The sequence below is a fragment of the Stieleria varia genome (genome assembly GCF_038443385.1).
Lineage (GTDB): Bacteria > Planctomycetota > Planctomycetia > Pirellulales > Pirellulaceae > Stieleria > Stieleria varia.
Genome location: NZ_CP151726.1, coordinates 6,473,977 through 6,496,503, shown reverse-complemented (window position 1 = coordinate 6,496,503; position 22,527 = coordinate 6,473,977). Strand labels below are relative to the sequence as shown.

The 22,527-nt window shown below is 56.1% G+C and carries 14 protein-coding genes; 12 read left to right on the top strand and 2 right to left on the bottom strand.

Going from position 1 to position 22,527, the window contains the following annotated elements:
• Window positions 1-13 precede the first annotated feature (13 nt).
• From Pla52nx_RS22060 to Pla52nx_RS22025, 8 genes are all read left to right on the top strand, one after another.
• The gene (locus tag Pla52nx_RS22060) at window positions 14-1,378 is read left to right on the top strand and encodes a DUF1501 domain-containing protein (protein WP_231742815.1); all 1,365 of its coding nucleotides are present in this window, start codon (window positions 14-16) and stop codon (window positions 1,376-1,378) included.
• A 506-nt stretch (window positions 1,379-1,884) separates the two neighbouring features.
• Window positions 1,885-3,495 carry a DUF1549 domain-containing protein gene (locus Pla52nx_RS22055; RefSeq protein ID WP_146523501.1) on the top strand — a complete coding sequence of 537 codons (1,611 nt, stop codon included), beginning with the start codon at window positions 1,885-1,887 and terminating at the stop codon, window positions 3,493-3,495.
• A 772-nt stretch (window positions 3,496-4,267) separates the two neighbouring features.
• Window positions 4,268-5,587: a DUF1501 domain-containing protein gene (locus Pla52nx_RS22050; RefSeq protein WP_146523500.1), complete on the top strand. Its 1,320-nt coding sequence runs from the start codon at window positions 4,268-4,270 to the stop codon at window positions 5,585-5,587.
• Window positions 5,588-5,634: 47 nt separating this feature from the next.
• Window positions 5,635-6,702, top strand: a complete 1,068-nt coding sequence (locus Pla52nx_RS22045) for a WD40 repeat domain-containing protein (RefSeq protein ID WP_146523499.1) — start codon at window positions 5,635-5,637, stop codon at window positions 6,700-6,702.
• 101 nt (window positions 6,703-6,803) lie between these two features.
• Entirely contained in the window at window positions 6,804-10,958 is a 4,155-nt protein-coding gene (locus tag Pla52nx_RS22040) for a DUF7133 domain-containing protein (protein ID WP_146523498.1), read from the top strand.
• Window positions 10,959-10,961: 3 nt separating this feature from the next.
• A complete protein-coding gene (locus Pla52nx_RS22035) occupies window positions 10,962-12,905 on the top strand; it encodes a rhamnogalacturonan lyase (protein ID WP_197455110.1) in 1,944 nt (647 codons plus the stop codon).
• On the top strand, window positions 12,902-14,296 hold the full coding sequence (locus tag Pla52nx_RS22030; protein WP_197455109.1) for a hypothetical protein: 1,395 nt from the start codon (window positions 12,902-12,904) through the stop codon (window positions 14,294-14,296). Before Pla52nx_RS22035 ends, Pla52nx_RS22030 begins: the two co-directional genes overlap by 4 nt.
• A 29-nt stretch (window positions 14,297-14,325) precedes the next feature.
• Window positions 14,326-15,756, top strand: coding sequence for a sulfatase family protein (locus tag Pla52nx_RS22025; protein ID WP_146523497.1), 1,431 nt, complete (start codon window positions 14,326-14,328; stop codon window positions 15,754-15,756).
• Between the two features lie 14 nt (window positions 15,757-15,770).
• Here the strand turns inward: Pla52nx_RS22025 and Pla52nx_RS22020 are convergent, their stop codons facing one another.
• Window positions 15,771-17,732 (bottom strand): hypothetical protein, encoded by a 1,962-nt coding sequence (locus Pla52nx_RS22020; RefSeq protein ID WP_146523496.1) that lies wholly within the window; start codon window positions 17,730-17,732, stop codon window positions 15,771-15,773.
• A gap of 257 nt (window positions 17,733-17,989) precedes the next feature.
• Here Pla52nx_RS22020 and Pla52nx_RS22015 point away from each other — a divergent pair, with 257 nt between their 5' ends.
• From Pla52nx_RS22015 to Pla52nx_RS22000, 4 genes are all read left to right on the top strand, one after another.
• Entirely contained in the window at window positions 17,990-18,724 is a 735-nt protein-coding gene (locus tag Pla52nx_RS22015; protein WP_146523495.1) for an N-formylglutamate amidohydrolase, read from the top strand.
• A gap of 486 nt (window positions 18,725-19,210) precedes the next feature.
• Window positions 19,211-19,741 (top strand): RNA polymerase sigma factor, encoded by a 531-nt coding sequence (locus Pla52nx_RS22010; RefSeq protein ID WP_146523494.1) that lies wholly within the window; start codon window positions 19,211-19,213, stop codon window positions 19,739-19,741.
• The gene (locus Pla52nx_RS22005) at window positions 19,738-20,247 is read left to right on the top strand and encodes a hypothetical protein (RefSeq protein ID WP_146523493.1); all 510 of its coding nucleotides are present in this window, start codon (window positions 19,738-19,740) and stop codon (window positions 20,245-20,247) included. The genes Pla52nx_RS22010 and Pla52nx_RS22005 overlap by 4 nt, the downstream gene beginning before the upstream one ends.
• A 31-nt stretch (window positions 20,248-20,278) precedes the next feature.
• Window positions 20,279-21,904, top strand: a complete 1,626-nt coding sequence (locus Pla52nx_RS22000) for a hypothetical protein (protein ID WP_146523492.1) — start codon at window positions 20,279-20,281, stop codon at window positions 21,902-21,904.
• Between the two features lie 125 nt (window positions 21,905-22,029).
• Here Pla52nx_RS22000 and Pla52nx_RS21995 read toward each other — a convergent pair whose 3' ends face one another.
• Entirely contained in the window at window positions 22,030-22,431 is a 402-nt protein-coding gene (locus Pla52nx_RS21995; RefSeq protein WP_146523491.1) for a response regulator, read from the bottom strand.
• Window positions 22,432-22,527 lie beyond the last annotated feature (96 nt).

Sequence of the window (22,527 nt, the reverse complement as noted above, 5' to 3'; positions counted from 1 at the left end):
AGAAGCATGTCCAATGAACGCATTCTCGCTGAACCGTCGCTCCGCCTTGCGTGTCGGTGGCGCCGGCATGCTCGGATTGACCATGCCGCGTATTTTGGCAGGCCAAGACGCTGCAGGGACGATCAAGCCACACGCCAAGTCCGTGATCTTTTTGTTTCAGTGGGGCGGCCCGAGCCAACTCGATACTTTCGACATGAAACCCAACGCACCCGATACGGTGCGAAGTCCCTATCGGCCGATCTCATCGAGCGCAGATGGAATCCAGGTTTGTGAGTTGTTGCCTGAGATGGCAAAGCGAATGCATCATGTTTCGCTGATCCGGACGATGACGCACAACATGAAGAATCACGCGTCGGCCGGCTACTACGCGTTGAGCGGTCATGCGCCTCCCAGTGATGATCAACGTTTGCGAGATTCGCTGGATCTGTTTCCCGCCTACGGCAGCGTGGTGGATCATTTGGCTCCGAGCACCAATGGCATGCCGACCTCCGTGGCGTATCCCCATGTGATCCGCGACGGATCGATCGTCCCCGCTCAGCACGCAAGCTTTCTGGGCAAGCGGCATGATCCACTGCTGTTTTTGGAAGATCCCAATGACGCGAATTTTCGACTGCCCGAATTGAGTTTGCCACAAGGCTTGAGTATCGATCGATTGCATCGGCGTCGTGAGATGCAAAGATTAGTCGATCAGCAATCAAGGCTGCTGGAGTATTCGGCAGAAGCACGCGGGTTCGACGACTATTACGACCGAGCGATCTCCATGTTGACATCCGATCGTGTTCGCAACGCGTTCGATTTGTCCTCGGAACCCGATTCGGTACGTGACCGGTATGGACGAACATCGTACGGACAGAGTTGTTTGATGGCTCGCCGATTGGTCGAATCGGGGGTGAAGTTCGTCACGGTGTACTTTTCTGACAGCATCGGCGGGCGACGCGTCAACGACGGCGGTTGGGATACTCACGGATTCGACAACACGCGGATGTACGAGATCGTCAACAATTATCAGTTGCCGATCACGGATCAAACCTTGCCGACATTGCTGGATGATTTGGAGGAGCGTGGCCTGTTGGACGAAACGCTGGTCGTTTGGATGGGCGAGTTTGGGCGGACTCCGGAGATCAACAAGAATCTCAGTCGCGACCACTGGCCCCAGTGCTACACGGCCTTGCTTGCCGGCGGCGGCGTCAAAGGCGGCTACGTCTACGGAAAATCGGACGAGCGGGCGAAGTTTCCCGAAGAGAAACCGGTCAAGCCCGAAGACTTGGCGGCCACGATCTTTCAGTTGCTGGGGATCGATCCGGGCACTGAAATCTACGACCGCAACGACCGACCGTTGGTGATCGGCGGAAATACGATTCACGACGTGATCGCCTAGTACCGTCCATTCTTGATTTTGGGGTTAGCCGTCCAGCGTTAGCCTGGGCTGTTTAAAATTTGGCGTTGACATTGTTTTTTCAGTCCATGTTTTTGTCCCATGCATCGCAATCAGAGTGAGCCTCAGGCGCTAGCCGTGGGCCGGCACCTCAATCCGCCTCAGGCCCACGGCTAGCGCCTGAGGCTCACTGGGGGCAACCAGCTGCGCCGGGAGAGCCTCAGGCGTTTTATTCACTCGCTTGCGCTTCGTGCTGGTATTTGCATCGTTTCCAATCAATGTCCATTCATGCTCACAGCACGAGACATACGCTGCTCACGTAAGAGACGCCTCATCAATAGGTGGCGTAGTGGATTTCGCCAGAAATCCTGTCCGAGCGGAATTCTGGCGAATCCCACTACCGGGTGCGTCAGTAAATGGATTGTCGATCCAAACTCAAGAATCGATTATACTGTTGACCGCACTTGCTGATTTCAATCAGTGCCCCGCCTGTCAGAAAACGCCCGCCTATGCCGACCTCTCCAATCCCGTTTTGCTCGGTCACACTCATTGCGTGCCTGTTTGCGACGACACTTGTCGCTGGTGACACGATATCAACGCCGGACGATGCAGTCGCTCAAGTCAACCGCTTCATCGCCGATGGTTGGACGCAGCACGAGATCCAGCCAGCGGGAAAGTGCAACGATCTAGAATTCGTTCGCCGTGTTCACCTGGATTTGGTCGGTCGCGTTCCCACGCAGACAGAGGTCGAGAATTTTGTCGCCGACGGTCGTGACGACAAACGGTCGGCCTTGGTGGACGTGCTGCTGGCCAGTGAAGACCACGTGCAACACTTTGCCGATGTCTTTGACACCTTGTTGATGGGCAGGACGGAGGAGCGGAAGTACAGTCGACGTGTTGATACCGGTTGGCGAGCCTACCTGGAAACTGTTTTTCGAGACGATCGAGCTTGGAACGAGGTTGCCGCAGAGATTCTGCTGGCACGCCCGAACGACCAAGACCGGAAAGGTTCGGTTTGGTTTCTCTACGAACGCAAGGACAATCATCAAGCGATCGCCGAAGCCGTGGCACCAGCATTCTTTGGTGTTCGCATCGAGTGCGCCCAGTGCCATGATCACATGTCCGCGGACGAGATCGAGCAAGCACACTATTGGGGCTTGGTAGCATTCTTCAATCGCGGAAAGAACACTGACTCCAAACGAGGACCGGCGATCGCAGAGTCCGCGATCGGCGGCTTCTCCGATTTTGCAGATATCCACGGCAGCAGCAGCCCCAACCTGCTGAAGTTTCTCGGGGCGGAGACCGTAGACGAGCCCCGACCGGCCGCTGACGCAAAGCAAGAGGACTCCGACGAGTTGTATCTCGCGTCAACGGTCGACGGTGCACCTCGCATCCCAAAGTTTTCGCGGCGAGAGCGTTTTGTCGAGGAAGTGCTCAATGACCATCCGAACTTGGCCCGCGCGATGGTCAACCGCTTGTGGGCGATCGTGATGGGGCGCGGAATCGTGCATCCCTATGATGAGATGGACAGCACTCATTTACCGAGTCACCCCGAGTTGCTGGACTGGCTGGCAAAGGATTTTGCAGAAAACGGATACGCGATCCGACGTATGGTGCGGATGATGGTGCTCAGTGAAGCCTACCAGTTGCAATCGTTGCGTCCTCAAGGTGTCGATGATCCTGCATCGTTTGCTTGGTACCTGGAGCGTCCTCTGACGGGTGAGCAACTCGCGAGGTCCATCCAATTGGTTGCACGTGGCTCGTTTCAGAATGATGCCGGCTTGGTAGGTCAATTCCGCCAACAGATCGGCGATGTCTTGCCGGATGAAACAGTCGTCGGCGTCGATGATGCCTTGTTCTACTCCAACGGCAGCGGTTTGGCTGAATACCTGGCTGCCAGCAACGAAGACCAGCATCTGATTCACCGGGTTTGTGAAATGTCATCGAATGCCGATCGCGTGGACGCGTTGTTTCAGGCAGCATACTGTCGGAGCCCCGACGATGACGAACGGGAGGCAGTGGTTTCCTTCTTGGAGGAAAGAAGCGACTCGCTGCCGGTTGCTCTCACACACGTACTGTGGTCACTGATCACAGCGGCAGAATTTCAATTCAATCACTAGGGCAGATTATTGACGCGACTCACAACAGTCTTTGAAATACGTTCCTGCCGGCGCAGCTGGTGGCCCCAGTGAGCCTCAGGCGCTAGCCGTGGGCCTGAGGCGGATTGTGGTGCCGGCCCACGGCTAGCGCCTGAGGCGGATTGTGGTGCCGGCCCACGGCTAGCGCCTGAGGCGGATTGTGGTGCCGGCCCACGGCTAGCGCCTGAGGCTCACTTTGATTGCGATGCATGGAACGAAAACATGGACTGAAAAAACAATGTCAACCCCAAGCTTTGAGCAGTATCCGGGCTAGTGCATCCCGCCTCCCGAAATCATTTTCACCCATTTGTGCAACCTCATGCGAAGATCGAAACCCAATTGCGGTAGCCCTGAGCATTCGATGCATCGCCGCCTGTTTTTGCAGGGCACAATGGCAGTGGGGGCCGCGTCGGTGGGCAGTTTCAACGGTCTGTTTTCCGTTCCTGCGATTGCCGAAGAAACTGCCGGCGCAGCTGGTGGCCCCAGTGAGCCTCAGACGCTAGCCGTGGGCCTGAGGCGGATTGTGGTGCCGGCCCACGGCTAGCGCCTGAGGCGGATTGTGGTGCCGGCCCACGGCTAGCGCCTGAGGCGGATTGTGGTGCCGGCCCACGGCTAGCGCCTGAGGCTCACTCTGATTGCGATGCATGGAACGAAAACATGGACTGAAAAAACAATGTCAACCCCAAGCTTTGAGCAGTATCCGGGCTAGTGCATCCCGCCTCCCGAAATCATTTTCACCCATTTGTGCAACCTCATGCGAAGATCGAAACCCAATTGCGGTAGCCCTGAGCATTCGATGCATCGCCGCCTGTTTTTGCAGGGCACAATGGCTGTGGGGGCCGCGTCGGTGGGCAGTTTCAACGGTCTGTTTTCCGTTCCTGCTATTGCCGACGAAACGAAACGGCAGGGAAAAAAATGCATCCTGCTGTGGTTGTGCGGTGCCCCGAGTCAATTTGAAACCTGGGATCCCAAGCCAGGAACACCCACCAGTGGTCCCTTTGGAGCCATACCCACCAATTTGCCCGGCGTCCACATCAGTTCGTTGATGCCGCGGTGCGCGACGATCATGGACAAGCTGGCGGTGATCCGCAGCATGAGCACCGAACCGAGCGAACACTTTCAAGGGATCGATGTGTTGACCCGGGGTGACAAGCCGCGACCACCCTTCACGCGTCCCATTCTCGGCTCTGTCGTTGCCCAACAACTCGGACAACTCGACAGTCCGGTACCCCAGTTCATCTTGCTGGATCCGTGTCCCGAGGGAAATGAATTCAAAGCGTTCAAGGCGGGAAACTGGGCCGGTTGGCTGGGTGCCGAGTATGGTCCTGTTCGCGCCGGTGGTGAATACTCGATTCCGAACTTGCAGAAGCTCGACTCGATCTCTGAAATCGATCACGCTGATCGCAACGCGTTGAGGGGATTCTTGAGTCGCAAGTACGAGAATGACCGACGTAGCGAAGCGGCAGGTTCGCTCAATGCAGCATTTGATCGTGTCGATGGATTGATGAGCTGCGCGCCTCTGTTTGACTTGAACACACTGCCCGTTGCTGATCGCGAACGTTACGGTGCTGGTGCGTTTGCTCAACACGCTTTGCAGGCACGACATTTGATCGAGAACGGGTCGACGTTCGTGATGGTCGCCAATGGCATGCCTTGGGACAACCATGTGTTCCAACACGAAATGCATCAGATGCTGGTCCCCGAGCTGGACAACGTCTTGTTTCAGTTGATTACCGATTTGGAGCAACGCGAAATGTTAGACGACACCTTGGTGATCGCGATGGGTGAGTTTGGACGCACGCCTTGGCTGAACGAAGCCCGCGGTCGAGACCACTATCCCAAGGCTTGGAGCATGGCGATGGCAGGAGGCGGCATCAAGGGCGGCGTGGTCTATGGCGGCACGGACGAATTGGGACGAGAGGTGGCGGACAAGCCGGTCGACAATCGGCAATTGTTTGCCACCATCTTTGCCGCACTGGGGATCGATCCCAACGAAGAATACGTGCTGCCCGGTTTGCCGACTTTCTCGAGAGTCGAGGAAAACGTCTCACCACTAGCCGAGCTGCTGTCGTGAGATCATTCACGGCGCCACCTAACATCGATTCGTACCCAGCACATACCATGAACAAGATCACTCTCAAAGAATCAAGTCGATACAAGTTGCCGATGGGCGTCCTGTCGGCAACCTTGCTGTCGGACAACGACTCGCTGATCGCTGCATGCATGGACGGAGTCTACCGGTCATCGCTCAGCAAAAGAGAACAGCCGCGACGACTGTACACTCACGACAGCTACGTCAGTAGCGTTGTCGCGCTCGATGATGGGGTCATTGTCTCTGCGTCGTACGACGGAAACGCATGCTGGTTTGACTTGAACGCAGAACGTGAAATCCGACGCGTCAAACTGCATGATTTTTGGTCGTGGGACATGGCGGTTTCACCGGATCGGACCAAACTCGTCTCCGTCACCGGTCAGTACTTGGCCGGCGGATACAAGTACGAACCCCAGCCCGAAAGCGAACCGTCCATCCGCGTGGTCGATGCACTGTCAGGCGAAATCCTGCACAGTCTGCCGCACGTGCCGTCCGTCCAATCGGTCGCAGTCAGTAGCGATAATCAGTTTGTCGCTGCAGGAAACCTGATGGGCGACATCCGTGTTTATCGGTTGCAGGATGGCGAGTTGGTGGCCAAGTGGACGACGGCTGATTTCACCAGTTGGGGAATCATCAAGAGCCACTGCTTCCTGGGCGGCATCTTTTCTATGCAATTCACACCCGATGGAAAAGAATTATTGCTTGCCGGGATGGGGCCGATGCAAGATCCGATGGCGGGTAATGGCAAGCAACTGTGGCAAAAGTGGGCTTGGCAGGAGACCGAACCGAAACTCGTCGATCAAACTCACGAGGGCGACGCCGGCGAAGGGTTGATGGAAACATTGGCCATCCACCCGTCGGGTGACTATTTTGCGATGGGCGGCCGACTGCGAGGCGGCGAATGGAACGTCGCACTGTTTGATCTGGCGACCGGATCGCGTCAAGCCGTCTTGAAGACCGGGTGCCGTGTCACGCAAGCTATCTTTCGCGAAGATGGCAGCGAGTTGATCCTGGTGGGCAGCCAAGGTCAGCCGGAAAAACTCAAGGATGGCAATTTCCCAGACTTCGGTCGCGTTGACGTTTTCGCCATTGGATAGGCGAATAGCAAGACTCGCGTGACGCTCGGGCTACGTGAGTCGTCGTTTCATGTTTCATTCTTTCCACAACCTTTTGTTCATCACCAAGTCCTCTGCACACCATGCGATATCTGCAACTGCTTGCACTCCTCTGCGTCCTGCTATCACCGGTCGGTTCAGTACTAGCTCAGGATTCAAACCTCAAACCCATTCGCGCGTTGCTGATCGCCGGCGGATGCTGCCATGACTACGCAAATCAGCAGCAAGCGATTCGTGACGGTATCCAGTCGCGTGCCAACGTTCGTATCGATGTTTACTGGACGGACAATTCGACCACCACACCGGTGCTGCCTCTGTACACTCAATTGAATTGGGCAGAAGAATACGATGTCATCATTCACGACGAATGCGCGGCGGACATCAAAGATCCGGCGATCGTCAACCGCATTGTGCAAACACATCAAAAGCTCCCGGCCGTTCACTTGCATTGTGCGATGCACAGCTTTCGCACCGGCACGGACGCTTGGTTCAAACATCTGGGACTTCAGTCCAGTGGCCACGGTCCACAAGAACCGATCGAGATCTCGTTCGTCGACACCCAGCATCCCATCACGTCAACGCTGAGTGACTGGACGACCATTCGCGAGGAACTCTACAACAACGTCAAAGTTTTCGATGCGCATCCACTGGCAGTGGGGAAACAGGCGATCGGAGGCAACAATCCCAGGGTCGATCAAGCGATCGTGGCTTGGACGAATGAGAGCCAAGGCGCTCGAAGTTTCAGCACGACGATCGGCCACAATACGGAAACGGTTAGAGACCCTCGTTATTTGGAGTTGATCACACGTGGATTGTTGTGGTCTTGTGACAAGCTGACGCCGGATTACTTGACGCCGTACCAAGGAGAGCAACAAACGACTTTCATCGACAAAGAAAAGTATCCGGCGCCCGATGCAACCGACTTGGGCGAGTTGCCCGCCGATGCGACTTTGGTCAAGGTGACCGCGTCGAGCACGCAATCGGGAAACCTGACGTATCACGCCGTCGATGGTAAACCGCAGACCCGATGGTGCGCCGATGGCGACAGTTTTCCCCAATGGATTCAGTTGGAGTTTGCCGAGCCCGTGACATGTGACGACGTTGCAATCCTGTGGGAATCCAATCGCTGGTATCGATACACGGTCACGGGATCACTCGACGGCCAGAATTGGTCAACGCTGTTGGACCGTTCGGATGTTTCTGAACCAGACAAGGAACCGCAGTCGTTGACTCAATCGATGGCGAGCAAGTTCGTTCGTATCACGGGGTTGGCCGCGCAAGGAGGTTGGTGCAGCATTCGTGAGATCAAGGTATCGGGCAAAGACATCGGCACGTTGTGGCCAGCTGATCCCAAGGCCGACGGATTTGTACCGATGCAAGCAGACCGATATGCCAAACAAGGCAACGTTGTCCCCAAGATCGTGAAACTATCGCCAAGGGAGGAAGCGGAGATTCTGCGTGACGTGCGAGTGCCCGATGGGTTTGAGGCGACCGTCTTTGCATCGCCGCCCGCCGTCAACTATCCCGTGTTTGTTGCCGCAAGCGTCGATGGGACTTTGTTCGTCAGTTCTGACGGCAACGGATCACTGGGACGAGATCCCGGACGCGGACGTGTGATCCGTTTGAGAGACCTCGACGGCGACGGACGCGCGGACGAAACCAAAGTCTTCTGCACGGCCGACGCGCCTCGTGGATTGGTTTGGGATCACGATCGACTCTATCTCATGCACCCGCCGAACCTGAGCGTCTTTATCGACCATGACGACGATGGCGTGGCGGATGAACAAAAAACACTCGTTCGAAACTTGGCGTTTGGATACGACAAGCGACCGGCAGACCATACCACAAACGGAGTCAGTTTGGGTGCCGACGGATGGCTGTACATCGCCGGCGGCGATTTCGGATTCATGAATGCAACGGGAACCGACGGTCGCACTTTGACGCATCGCGGTGGTGGCGTGATCCGCGTCCGACCCGACGGAACCGGATTGGAAGTCTACTCGACCGGGACCCGCAATATTCTGGAGGTTGCAATCAGTCCGGAAATGGACATGTTCGCGCGAGACAACACCAACGACGGTGGCGGCTGGGACGTTCGCTTGCATCATTTCACCGGCAACGAAGATCACGGATACCCGCGGCTGTACAAGAATTTCAACGACGAATGCGTCCAGCCGCTGGCGGACTACGGCGGAGGTTCTGGGTGCGGCGCGGTCTACATCGATGAACCCGGTTTCGGACGCTGGAACGATGCTCCACTGACAGCGGATTGGGGAACGGGAGCTTTGTATCGCCACACCGTCGAGGCAACGGGAGCCACGTTCCAGGAAACGGCGCCGCCGGAATCATTCATCAAGATGACACGGCCGACGGATGCCGATGTCGATGGCAACAGTCGTGTCTACTGCGCCAGTTGGCGAGGTGCGACCTTCAATTGGAATGGCCCCGATGTCGGCTACATCGTTTGCGTCAAACCAAAGGGCTACCAACCGCCAGCGATGCCGGATTTTGCATCGGCGTCCGATGACGAGTTGGTTGAGCTGCTTTCGTCGCAGAGTTACCGACGCCGGGTGGCCGCGCAGCGTGAACTGATGCGTCGCGGAAATCCAGCGTTTGAGCGTTTGTTGGAGATGGCCGTTGCGAGTCGCAACGAGTCACGCAATCGTTTGGCGATGATTCAAACACCCGACAAGACCGCGGAATGCATCTCCGCGTTGTCCAATGAGGATCCCGTGCTGGTTCATACGGCGATTCGTGTGTTGGCGAAAAATAATGCGTATCAAGCTTGCTTTGATGCGTTGGATGCTGGCGATGCACCAGCCAAACCGTTGTTGCGAGCGTTGGCCATGATGCACGACTCAAGCGTCGTGGACGGATTGATCACGCGATTGTCGGACGCAAGCGTGGAACGACGCAGTGAGATTCTCAAGGCGCTTTGTCGATTGCATTTCATCGAGGGTGATTGGAAAGGCGACTCTTGGGGCACGCGTCCTGATACTCGTGGGCCGTACTATCAACCCGAGTCATGGAGCGAAACACCGCGAATCGCAGCCACTTTGCAGGACGCGCTGAAGTCATCATCGCCAGAGAATGCTGCGTCCTTGGTGCAAACCATGCATCTCAATCGGATCAAGTCTGACGATGCGGTGGAACGATTGTTGACACTCGCGGAAAAGAACCCTCGCCTGCTCGGTCCCGCGGTGGCTCAGTTGGCCGCATCGCAACGGATCTCCGAACACGGGATTCACGTCATCGCATTGGCTATCCGAGACGGACAAACGACTCCCGAGACGCTGTCCAATTGCGTGATTGCTTTGACCAAGTCGAGGTCAACCGAGGCGGCTAAATTGATGTTGGTGGCGTTGGCGCATTTGGATTCCCGCGACAGCGGTCGATCAATTCAGTCGGCAGCCATCAACGCGATTACCGGATCGCGAACCCTGGAGCAGCATACGGCGGTGTTTGTAGAAAACGCGGAGGCTCCCGGCATTGAGGCTTCCGTTTGGGCCGATGCCGCGCTGCTGGTGATCGCATCACGCAACAACGCTAGCCCGGAGATGCGGGCGATGGCAGAGCAGTCGATCACAGCCGGCTGGAAAGAACAGTCGCGACGCAAGCAACTGATCCGCGCCGCGGTTCGAATCAACAACCATTCGATTGACGAACAAATCTGGCTGGCTCAGGATGATCCCGATACCAGCATTTCTGAATTAGCACGCAGCGCGGTCAGGCAATTGAAAATCCAGCCGATGCAAGTGGATGACTCGCCTAAGATCGGCACACTGTCGCTGGCCGAAGCCGCTGCGGCCGTGATGTCGTCTCAGGGAGATGTTGCACTGGGGCAACGAGTGTTCGTGAAAGCCAATTGCACCGCCTGTCATTCGCTCAGCAAGGACGAAGTGCAAAAGGGACCGTTCTTGGGCAACATCGCCAAGACCTACAAACGGCACGAGTTGGCCGCCGCTGTCTTGGAACCCAGCAAGACGATCGCACAAGGCTTTGCGACCAACTCGATCTTGACTGTCGATGGCGAAGTTCTGACCGGATTCGTTACCGATGAACAGAGTGACCGCGTGACGATCCGTGACCAACAAGCCAAAGAGCGAACGATTTTGAAGGACGATATCGAAGCCCGAAAAACGGTCGAGACTTCGGTCATGCCGACCGGCTTGATGAACGAGTTCACCACCCGTGAATTCGCGTCCTTGCTCGATTTCCTCAGTTCGCTTACTCCGTGAGTAATGCCCAAGATGCTGGATACCCATCACTCGTTTCGGATGTCTCGATTGCTGACCTGTTTTTTCGCATGCCTGCTGATCGGCCAAGATTCTGCGTCGGCTCAACGATGCATGGAAGCGTTGGATCGAGGCGTCGTCGCGTTGAACTGTGGCGACGAAGGCGTTTTTCTCAGTTGGCGTTTGCTGGGAACGGAGCCACGTGACGTCGGGTTTGATGTCTTCCGCCAGTCCGGTGATTCCCCACTGGTGAAACTGAACGAGCAACCGATTGCGGGCGCTACACAGTTTCGTGATCTACACGCTGACTTGACTCATCCGACACGCTACTGGGTTCAGACGGTCGGCGCTGCTGCCGGTCCCGGTGACGTGGTTGAGCTGCCTGCGTCGCCACCGGAGCAACGCTATCTGTCTGTTCCATTACGTCCTCCAGAAGGTTACTACGCCGGTGATGCATCGGTCGGGGACTTGGATGGCGATGGAGCGTACGAATTGGTCGTCCACATGACCGGGCGGGGGCGCGACAATTCACAAAGCGGGATGACCTCTCAGCCGATCCTGCACGCCTACAAGCTCGACGGCACGCTTCTTTGGTCGATCGACTTAGGTAGAAACATTCGCGAAGGTGCCCATTACACGCAATTCATGGTCTATGACTTGGACTGCGACGGCAAGGCAGAAGTGGTTTGCAAGACCGGCGATGGAACCGTGGATGGAATCGGAAAAGTGATCGGTGACGCCGACGCGGATCATCGCAGTCAACCGCGGCAAACCGGTTCCCCCTTTTCTCGTCGTCGCGGCAGCGGCCCTCGTGAAGGATACGTGTTGAAAGGCCCCGAGTACCTGACCGTCTTTTCCGGCCAAACGGGCGAGGCGTTGGCAACGGTCCCCTACGTGCCTCGTCGGCATCCAGAAACAGACGATCCTACACCGGGACAGCTCAAAGACGTTTGGGGTGACGACTATGGCAACCGAGTCGATCGCTTTCTCGCTTGCGTCGCCTATTTGGATGGAGAACGACCCAGCGTGATCATGTCACGGGGCTACTACACGCGTACCGTTCTGGCGGCCTGGGATTGGCGTGACGGGAAACTTCAGCAACGCTGGGTGTTCGACAGCAACGATCATGACGCGTCCTTGAAATTTGCTGGACAAGGCAATCACAGCATCAGCGTGGCGGATGTAGATGACGACGGTCGTGACGAAATCATCTTTGGCTCGTTGGTCATCGACGACGACGGTTCGCCGCTTTACTCCACCGGACTCGGTCACGGTGATGCCCAACACACTTCCGATATTGATCCCGAGCGTCCTGGGCTGGAGACATGGAGCATCCACGAAAAACCGGGCAGCGATGATCCGGGAATCGAACTGCGAAACACGCGTACAGGCGAGATCTATTTTTCTGATGCCCAGGGACGTGATGTTGGGCGAGGCATGATGGCCGACATCGATCCCCGATTCCCAGGAGCTGAGTTTTGGGGAGGCACACGGAGCCTGCTGAGTGCACGTGGGGAGCGAATCGGTCCCACTCCTCGCTCCCAGAACATGGCGATTTGGTGGGATGGCGATCTGCTGCGAGAATTGCTGGATGGTGTTTCGATCATCAAATGGGATCACGCGTCAGGCGTTGAGCAACGAGTTTTTGACGGGCGAAGCTTCGGATTGTCCAGCAACAATGGTTCCAAATCCAACCCATGTCTGTGCGCCGATATCCTGGGTGACTGGCGTGAAGAATTGATTGCTCGAACCTCGGACAGTCGTCAGTTGAGGATCTATGTGTCCACGATCGATACCCAGCATCGGATGGTCACCTTGATGCACGACCCTCAGTATCGACTGGGGATCGCTTGGCAAAATGTCGGCTACAATCAACCTGCGCACCCCAGTTTCTTTTTGGGCCATGGAATGAAGCCGCAACCCAATACTCCCATACGGACACCGGAATGATTCACTTGGCGAAGCAGTGTTTGGCGTTCAGGTTCACTGCCGTGGTGTTTGCGATTCTGTCATGCCATGTTGTCTGTGGTGAAAGCCATCTCTACGCCGAGAAGCCCTTTCGAATCTCCATTGTCGATGAGAGCAACGGGTGGCCCGTTCCGCTGGTCGAGTTGAGAACCACGCACTCGGTCCGTTTCATTTCCGACAACGCTGGCGTGATCGCGTTTGATCTGCCCGAGCTGATGGGCGTGGAAACATGGTTTCATGTGGTGGGGCATGGCTACAGCGTCGCCGCTGATGGTTTTGGATATCGCGGAGTCAAGCTGACGCCGCGACCTGGTGAGTCCGCGGTGGTAAAAGTCAAACGAGAGCTGCCTGCCAAACGTTTGGGACGCATCACGGGCGGTGGCCTGTTTGCTGAAAGTCAAAAGCTGGGTGAGCAACTCGATTGGACCGAACAAGGAATATTGGGTTGCGACAGTGTTCAGAACGCGATTCACGCTGGCAAGCTGTATTGGGGTTGGGGCGACACGGTCTTGCCAAATTATCCGCTGGGGCGATTTCACATGCTCGGCGCGACGACGTCACTGTCTCCCCTGGAAACACTTCAGCCATCCATACGCCTGCGGTACGACTACGTCACGGATGAAAAGGGAGTTCCCGACAATGTGGCTCAAATGCCTGGCGCCGGTCCGACTTGGCTGAGCGGTTACGTGAGCTTGGCCGATGCGGCTGGACAAAATCATTTGGTCGCGACGTATTCCAAAATCCGTCCGCCGCTGGAGGAGTACGAGCGAGGATTGTGCCAGTGGGACGAGGACGCAGAACGCTTTGTCAAAACCAAGACACTGTGGTCGCGGACTCAGCAAAACCGCAAACCGCTTGCGGCGCCTCAGGGGCACGCTGTGCTCTGGACCGATCAGGCAGGGCAACGGTGGGTATTGTTTGGCGATCCTTTCCCTTCACTGCGTTGTCACGCGGACCTGGAATCTTGGTCGGATCCCAATCGTTGGCAGGTACTGACACCGCAGCGCGATGTGCCTCAAAAAGGTTCCGCAGACACGGTCGTTCCCCATCGCGGTGCGATCGCGTTCAGCAAGTACCGCAAGTGTTGGATCACGGTGTTCACACAAATGGGCGGTGAGTCATCGACGTTGGGTGAAATTTGGTTTGCCGAATCGGACAGCCCGACGGGGCCGTGGCGAGATGCGGTGAAAGTGGTCACTCACGACAAGTACACGTTCTATAACCCTCAGTTGCATCCGGAGTTCACCGATCCCGAATCGCCGATCCTGCTGTTCGAAGCCACGTTCACGCACACGTTCTCGAAAACCAAGACGCCGACGCCTCGCCATGACTACAACCAAGTGTTGTATCGATTGGATTTGAACGAGTTCTGACTTCCCATTCCGCCAGGAGTTTTCCTCCAATGAAGATTCTCGCCAGCGTGATGTTGTTGAGTATCGTTGCGATCGCCCTGGGTTCTGTGGGGACAGCATATTCACAAACGCCAAACGTGGTGATGATCGTTGCTGACGATCAGTGCTATCGTGATTTTGGGTTCATGGGGAACACCCGTGTTCACACACCCAACCTCGATCAACTGGCTGCTAACTCGGCACGGTTTCCCCACGGCTATGTCCCGTCAAGCGTTTGTCGGCCATCGCTGGTCAGCATGTTGACGGGACGATATCCACACGAGCATGGCGTGCATTTCAATCATCCGCCGCCTGGATTTTCGCGATTGACCAAATCAGAGGAGATCGACAAAGCAGAGTTTGATCGGCTGAGGGCAAGGGCAGACAAGTACATCCAGCATGCTGCTACGATTCCGCGTGTGTTGGGCGTTCATGGTTATCGGAGTTTACAGACCGGCAAATACTGGGAAGGCCATTTTCGCAACGCGGGCTTCACTCAGGGGATGACCACGACCGAGCCGTCCGGCGGCAAATACGGCGACAAGCAACTTGCCAACGGCGATTGGGTGGCACACGGTAACGGGGATCATGGTTTGTCGATCGGTCGCGAGACGATGCAGCCCATTGAACGCTTCGTGGACAGCGATGATCGGCGCCCGTTCTTTCTCTGGTACGCACCGTTTTTGCCACACGTACCGCATGATTCGCCGCAAAAGTACTTTGACATCGCCAAAGGTTATGACGGCGTTGATCCTCATGAGTTGCCGTATTTTGCCGCCATCGCACAGTTTGATGATACCGTCGGCCAACTGATGGAAATATTGCGGCGAGCCGACAAGCTGCAGTCGACGCTGATCGTATTTGTTTCGGACAACGGTTGGGTACCTGAACCTGGCAAGTCACTCAAGCCGATCCAGGGTGAGTCGGCGATCCCGCAGTGGGATCACACCCGATCGAGTAAACGAGCGCCCTTTGACGATGGCCTGCGGACGCCGATACTGTTTTGCTGGCCCGGGCACATTCAACCAGCGACCTTTTCAACGCCGGTCAGCAGTGTCGATTTGATGCCGACGATCCTTGCCGCCGCCAGGGTTGACACCGCCGGTTTGCAACTCAGCGGCGTTAATCTTTGGAATGTGGTTCAGGGAAGAGAGAATCCCGATCCCCAGCGATGCGTCTTTGGCGAAATCTATCCCGGTGACGCAACTTCATTGGACCATCCCGAACGAGATGTCGCGTACCGCTGGGTCAGACAGGGTGAATTCAAGCTGATTGTGCCACGGCACCGAGACGCAACACGACCGTGGGGAAACTACCTGCTCAAACCTGCGTTGTTCAACGTCTTGACCGATCCAGACGAATCGGACAACTTGATCGACTCCCAACGAGGCCGCCAGATCGCAGCCGAGTTGAATCGCGCGTTGGATCATTGGTGGCCGTGAGCCAAGTGTAGGTGCTAGCGGCGGGTGCTTCGCATGGCTTCGGTGACCAACACGTGGGGTGTGTTCACGCCTTGCAAATATCCTTGGTTTCCACGCACGGTGATTTCGCTGTTCAAGTGCGGACGCAAGTTGACGCCAGGGTACGGCGTCACGTAGGTCAATGTGGCACCGGATTCATCGGTCAATGCGTAGGGAGGACTGTTTGCTCGCGATGAATAAACTTGTACCAAGTAACCGGTCGCCTCGCCGACTCGGGGAACACGTTCGGCCGCTGTGTCGTTGATCGGAACGATTGCGGGCGTGGATGTCGCCGACATCAATTGAACGTTTCCGCTAGAGTTGTTGCTTGGGACCTGGGGCGTGGGAACCAGGTTCATCGCCGGGTTGGACGGCAAGATCACCGTATTGCCGTCGCGTCTTGCGGCGACGAGTTGGTATCGCGTGATCCGTTCAGCGACTTCGCGAGCCCGGTTGGCTTGCGCGGGATCGCCGCCGTTGACCATCCGGCTCACTTCACGAGCCACCGGAGCGACTTCCTCAGCCGACGCGGCTTCCGCCATCAATCGGGAGAACACGAGTTGCAATTGGTCCAAGTCCGCGCCGCGAATAGCATCTTCCACGCGGACAATGTTTTCTTGAGCCACGGTACGCGTTCGCTGAGGAACCGACGTCGGTCGTGGCGGTTCGGTGTGATTCGTAACCTGCGCGTACTGCTGCGGCGAGCTGGCGGGGATCAACGAAGCGGGCATGCGTGGCGATGCGGGAGTCCAGTTGTTGTTGGTTGCGATCTCGCTGCCGTGGGGTGCGACGGAGTTTTCGTTGCCGATCTCAAAAAGTCGGGGCTGACCTACGAAACGTGCCGCCGCGTCGACTGCGTCACGTACTGGTGCAGGCAGGTTGACATTAGCGAGTGGGCTGAGCACAGGTGCTGGCGTGGGAGCAGCGCTGAGCGGCTGAGTCAGCGATGTCTGGTCGACGCCGCTGCCGATGACCTCTGTCGGCGCGGCGGATGCACTCGTGGGGCGTGACGGCATCGGGGCAGGTGCCAAGGTGGGAATCTCCGCGATCGTCAATCCGCTGGTTGACCGAGATTCCGAATCAGCGCTACGTCGTGAGGACGCATCGTCACTCAGTTCGCTGCGTGATACCTTCGCTTGAAAGGAGTCCGTTTCGGAGCTGACCGATGCCGGTTGAATTTCGGCGATCGGCAGTTCCGCCGGACCACGGTCGTAAGCAGCGACTTTGGGTCGATCGTTTGATTCCTTGACCGTTTGCGTTTTGCCCTTCTCTGCAATGCGTTGCAGGCTTGCGACCAGTTCCTCGGACGAGTGAACGATTTGATCTTGGTGGATCCAGCGAAACTCACCAGAGGGAGGCACAATGCGGTACCACGTTTGCGGACCGTCAGGCCCGTCTCGCTCACTCTTTCCGATGATCGTCACCGATTCACCTTTGGAAAGTTGGACTTGCCATTGATACTGACGAGCACGACCCAAATGAGTGCCGATCCATGCCACCGATTTGTCTTCGACGATCGTTGCGGTGTCTCCATTGGAGTTGCTCTGAGTTGCTGAGGCTGGAATCCAACAGAAGCTGTTTTCCGGTGGACGAACGCCCAGCCATCCGTCGGCCGTTTCCACGTACACGTCCAGTTCTTGACCGTGTCGCAAAGGGTCTGTGCGATAGTAATCGCTGCCGGGGCCACAACGTGTGTAGGCCGAATCGTGGGCAACGAAAACAACGTACGGCTCCCGCGTCAGCTCGTCCGAATCAGCATCCTGAGCAGCAACCCTCGAAAAATCGATGATGGTTGCAAGCAAAGCGATCACGGCAAAAACGATCCGCTTGCTCGTTGCCGATCTGATCACGGGCACGGGAGCGGTATCAACGCTCGCAGACTCCGGCGACAAGGAGTTCAGGCTTGGCGAAGCGTGGTAGACACTGCGGAGCTGGCTGCAAAGTGCGGTCAGAATCATCAGAACGTCCGTGTCAGTTTTTCAAGGAATCGGAAACTCGGTGAAGCAAAATCCATTTGTTAGCTCTGCGATACCGAACCAACGTACTGCGAGACAAGATGGAAATCGCGGTTTACGCTGCCTCACCGCTGCTTATACACTGACCTACGCGTCAATCGACAGAAACAAGTGATGAAGTGATTCCCCCGACTTTCATTGCTAGCGTGGCGTAAATTCCCCCTCTTACTTCACAAGTGCCGCGTTTGCAGGCAAATCGGATGTCACTGCTGATCACCTGCGAGTTTGCCGGAAAGCAGATCCCTGATGGTTTGCCTCAAATGGATCACCTGGTCGAATCGGGGCATTTTGTAGAGGATCGTCCAAACCCCGCAAAGTGGAAATCGGACGCGGTGTCGTTGCACATCGGACGACTGCTCTCACAGCAACTCACTGCGCCCCTGTTGTTCAATCCATACTCAAGCCAACTGATCGACGTGACGAAGTCACTTGGTCATCCGAAACTATTCACTGAGCGAACGCGCGACTGGCCCCCCGAGAGCAAACAGTTCTTGATCAACGAAGTTCACTCGGCGTATCGCGAACGCGTGCGGCGAGCGATCCGACACTTGACGATTCATTTCTCTCCCGTGATCCACCTGTCGCTGCGAACTTTTCCTCTCAAGCTGGGCGATCGCATCCGTCGCACGGATGTCGGATTGCTGTACGACTCGGCGAGGGACTGGGAAGCGGATTTCTGTGCCGACTGGGTGGATGAGTTGTATTGGATGTGTCCGAACCTGAAAGTCCGACGAAACTATCCACGCCGTGGCACAGTGGACAGTCTGACCAAAGCGATGCGTGGCGAGTTTCCTGCTGAAGAGTATCTGGGAATCGATGTATGGTTCAATCGAGCCTGGGTCGCCCGACCGCTCCAAATTCGCGAGGACTGCCTGCTCACCATCTGCCGCTCTCTCGCCATGCTGACCCGCCAAATGGCTGTGGAAGCCGCTTAGGAACAACCAAGATTAGAGAGACCACTAGTGCATCGTCCGGTCTTGATTTTGGGGTTAGCCGTTTTGGCGCTAGCCACGGTTGTGTCACGAAAACCGTGGCTAACGCCAAAACGGCTCATCTACCGAACCCACGTTCTAAGACTGGACGATGCACTAGGGCGGATGATTCATCAGCCGGCACGCGATAGCGTCCGGTTCCCGATTACAGGCGTGAGAACCGGACGCTATCGCGTGGCGGCTAATATGCGCAGCCTGTTTTCGTGCCAATCCGCGTAGGCCGTTTCGTGCAAACGTATTGTGAAGACTGTAGGAAGTCGCGTAAATGATCCGGGCTAGCGTCTGAGGCTCACGTTATTACTCACTCCTAAGAATAATCTGTGCTTTCTGTAATCCCGGCCCAGTCCGTGACGCCAAACTTATTGAACACACCGTTCGATCACGAGCATTTCGTCATCTTCAACGAATCCGAATCGAAGAGCCCTGTTGGTGAAACCTGACCTGGAATCCATCCGCGAGCTACATGGCCCCATGATCTGGAGCATCGCGATGCGAGTCACCAACCAATACACGGATGCCGTCGACTGCTTTCAAGACGTGTTCCTGGAAGTCGTCTCTGATTCACAGAAAGGCGAGATCCGCGATTGGGGTGCGTACCTACGATGGCTGACGACGCGTCGAGCAATCGACACCGTTCGCCGACGCCATCGAAAACACTCAGCATCCGTTCTGAAAGATTCTCATGCCATTGCCGATCCATCCAACGACCTTCAAGCAATCGAGTTCGAGGATCTGGTGCAAAGGGTTCGTGAAGAGTTGGTCCATCTGTCACCTGCACAAGCGGAAGCATTCTGGTTGGTCTGCGTCGAACAGTGCACTCAGTCAGAAGTTGCCGAATCAATGCAGATCGAAAGAAACCATGTCGGGGTGTTGGTCTATCGAGCGCGTCAACATCTGCAACAACAACTCAAGCATCTTGCCCCCGAGTCCTTCTTCAAGCAAGCGGAAGACAGCCAATGAACAAGCATGACTCGCCAGCAGAAAACACAGAAGAATTGCTTGATCGCATCACGTCCGAATTGCGAAACCAAGCCATTCCTCCCATGCCTGCGCATCTGACGCAGCGCGTCCGAGAATTCCACCACATTGTTCGTCCCAACGCGTCGATGTGGGCCAAACATTCTCGCAAGTTTGCACTGCTGGCCGTTGCCGCAACACTTGTCGTGGCCGTAACCGCCGCATGGTCTTTGCTGACGCGTCAGAGAAGTGCCCCAGGCGATAGAGTCGCCATCGAGAGTACGAACGCACCGCCAAGAAATGACGCCGTTTCAGCCATCGCGACGCTGGATGTCATGCAAGTCCTGAGTTTCACCGAGCTATCAGATGAGCTTGACCAGTTTGATCTCGAGATTCAACAGCTCAAACGTGAGGCCCAACAGTTAGATGCCCGTCATGAACAGAAATCGATCCTGCAGTTGATCGCCAAGCTCGAAGATCACTTGACTTTGGCTTCGGTTGGCAACTGAACCCCATCACCACCTGAAATGAGACGTTGTTATGCAAAGACACTCCTTCACAACTTTGTTCTGCATGTGCCTGATGCTGCAGGGGCCAAGCGGTTTTCTGCACGCCGACGAACCGGCGGAAAGATTTCGCGAACTCACCGCTCAAGCTCCAGAGAAAACCCTGCAGTATGCAACTGGATTGGGCGGTTCTTACTATGCAGACGAGAGTCTCGTAAAACAATTCAAGACGCTCAAAGAAAGGCTCGCGTTGATCAAACGCGAGATCGCCAGCGGGCAGCCATCGACCGAAGAAGCGCTTCGCGAGATTTCGCAGATTGAACAGGAAGCGAACGAGTTGCGGGAAAAGATCGACAGCACCAAAACGTTCGTCTCACCGTTCACCGCGTACAAGAAAACGGAGGAACTCGTCATTCCGCTGGCCAATTCGAAACGGATCATCATGCACGGCGACGACATCGTCATGCGTGGTTGGCCAGGGCCGGGGATCAAAGTCGTTCTGGAGAAAACAATTTTGGCGGAGGAACAACCGACCGATGAGGAGTTCGACGCCATCGGGATTTCTCATCAAATCGGTGTGGCGGCAGACTTGGTTGGAAAAACGCCTGCGGAACGTGCCGCTGACGAGCAGGAGTTTCGCCGTTCGCCTAAGGGGCAGGAGATGACGCCGGAGCAACTGGAATCACGCAAGGAGTTCTTGCAGGATCTCTTTGGTGGATTCGACGTCTATCGTGATTTCCAGGGACTCGAGGTCAACGATTTCTCGATCGTCGGACTGCGCGGCGATCAAGGCAACAAGCATTTGACATACCGGATCAATTCCCCCGACGGCGGAGCATCGCTGACCGGTGTTTGGAAACGACACGCTGCCGTGACTGTATTCGTTCCTCCTTGCAATCATGTCTTGGTCGCGGGATGTCAAGTTCGATTGGACATCGAAGGGTTGAAAGCGGATCTGCTGCTTTCGACGGCCGATTCTCACGATCGAGACTACAACGGATCATTCGAGGTGCGTTCAATCGATGGCAATGTCGTCGTGCATCAGGCTCCCGTTCGTGTGGTCGATGGGGTCACCGGCGATGTTACACTCACTGTGACCGACGAAATGACCAACTCGGGAACGCGTCACAGCGGCGGATTCCGAACCGCTTACCGACCAGAACCGGCCAAGACGGTGATTTCGAACGTTCAAGGGAACGTCAATGCGCTGCTCTTGAGAGCGGATTTGCATTTAAGCGATCTGGCCGGCGTCGTGAACGTCCAGAACGATTACGGTCCAACCCATTGGACGCTCTCAGGCCAGGAATCGTTTGAGAAACCGATGCGAATTGTTAGTCACAGCGGAATGATTACCGTTCGCGGGGACCGCGAGTTGCTCAGCAAAACGCCGATTTATGCTCACACGCAGTGTGGTGAACTCAAGACCAATCTGCCGAGAGAGATTTTGGACGACGTTGATTTCACCACCGGCTCACCGGCTCGAAGCTGGTCGGGGTTTGTGACGCCGTCAAAGGATCGATTCTCATTTGCCCGCTTCGAACGTCCCGCAAAAGCGATCAAAAACGAGAGTCGCGATTCCGGTTTGGACTTGATCAGTCAAGCCGGCGTTGTGCACGTGCTGGCCATCACGGACGACGAGAGCAAGTCCGAGCTGCAATGAAGCCGATTGCGAAATTTGCGAAGAAAACTTTAACGATGCACTTCGTAATGGGATTCGCCAGAATTCCTGACTCACGGGATTTCTGCGAAATCCATTACGTGATGATCGATCAGGTGATTAGCAGGCTACGTGGACGGCAACGTTCCGTCATCAGAGGACGTTTGCGCGATCAGCGTGCTGATCTGATCCAACAGCAGATCAAAATCCACCGGTTTTCGATGAAATGCATCGCACCCTGCGGCCAGCGATCGGGTTTCATCGTCATCCATCGCGTACGCGGTCAAGGCGATCACGGGAGTTCGTTTTGCTGGATTCTCAGTTCGAATCTGGGCGGTTGCCGCTAGCCCGTCGAGTTCAGGCATGTTGATATCCATCAGGATCAACGCCGGAGCGGCTTGTGCGGTCACCAGCACAGCTTCGAGGCCATTCTTGGCCGTCACGACGGTGAAGCCATTACGTTGCAATTTCTGCGTGATCAAATCGCGAATGTCGTCATGGTCATCAACGACCAAGATGGTGGTGGTCATGGAATCGTCCTTGGGAAATGCCGATGAGGAAAACTGTACGCAGTCTGGCTAGTGTCACAATCGCGAGTTGAGCTTTGACACCTGCACGAAGCGCAA

Bases quoted from the DNA above. Each gene is read 5' to 3' on its own strand.
- Pla52nx_RS22060 (WP_231742815.1), top strand. From the start codon at position 14: ATGAACGCATTCTCGCTGAACCGTCGCTCCGCCTTGCGTGTCGGTGGC.
- Pla52nx_RS22055 (WP_146523501.1), top strand. From the start codon at position 1,885: ATGCCGACCTCTCCAATCCCGTTTTGCTCGGTCACACTCATTGCGTGC.
- Pla52nx_RS22050 (WP_146523500.1), top strand. From the start codon at position 4,268: ATGCGAAGATCGAAACCCAATTGCGGTAGCCCTGAGCATTCGATGCAT.
- Pla52nx_RS22045 (WP_146523499.1), top strand. From the start codon at position 5,635: ATGAACAAGATCACTCTCAAAGAATCAAGTCGATACAAGTTGCCGATG.
- Pla52nx_RS22040 (WP_146523498.1), top strand. From the start codon at position 6,804: ATGCGATATCTGCAACTGCTTGCACTCCTCTGCGTCCTGCTATCACCG.
- Pla52nx_RS22035 (WP_197455110.1), top strand. From the start codon at position 10,962: ATGCCCAAGATGCTGGATACCCATCACTCGTTTCGGATGTCTCGATTG.
- Pla52nx_RS22030 (WP_197455109.1), top strand. From the start codon at position 12,902: ATGATTCACTTGGCGAAGCAGTGTTTGGCGTTCAGGTTCACTGCCGTG.
- Pla52nx_RS22025 (WP_146523497.1), top strand. From the start codon at position 14,326: ATGAAGATTCTCGCCAGCGTGATGTTGTTGAGTATCGTTGCGATCGCC.
- Pla52nx_RS22020 (WP_146523496.1), bottom strand. From the start codon at position 17,732: ATGATTCTGACCGCACTTTGCAGCCAGCTCCGCAGTGTCTACCACGCT.
- Pla52nx_RS22015 (WP_146523495.1), top strand. From the start codon at position 17,990: ATGTCACTGCTGATCACCTGCGAGTTTGCCGGAAAGCAGATCCCTGAT.
- Pla52nx_RS22005 (WP_146523493.1), top strand. From the start codon at position 19,738: ATGAACAAGCATGACTCGCCAGCAGAAAACACAGAAGAATTGCTTGAT.
- Pla52nx_RS22000 (WP_146523492.1), top strand. From the start codon at position 20,279: ATGCAAAGACACTCCTTCACAACTTTGTTCTGCATGTGCCTGATGCTG.
- Pla52nx_RS21995 (WP_146523491.1), bottom strand. From the start codon at position 22,431: ATGACCACCACCATCTTGGTCGTTGATGACCATGACGACATTCGCGAT.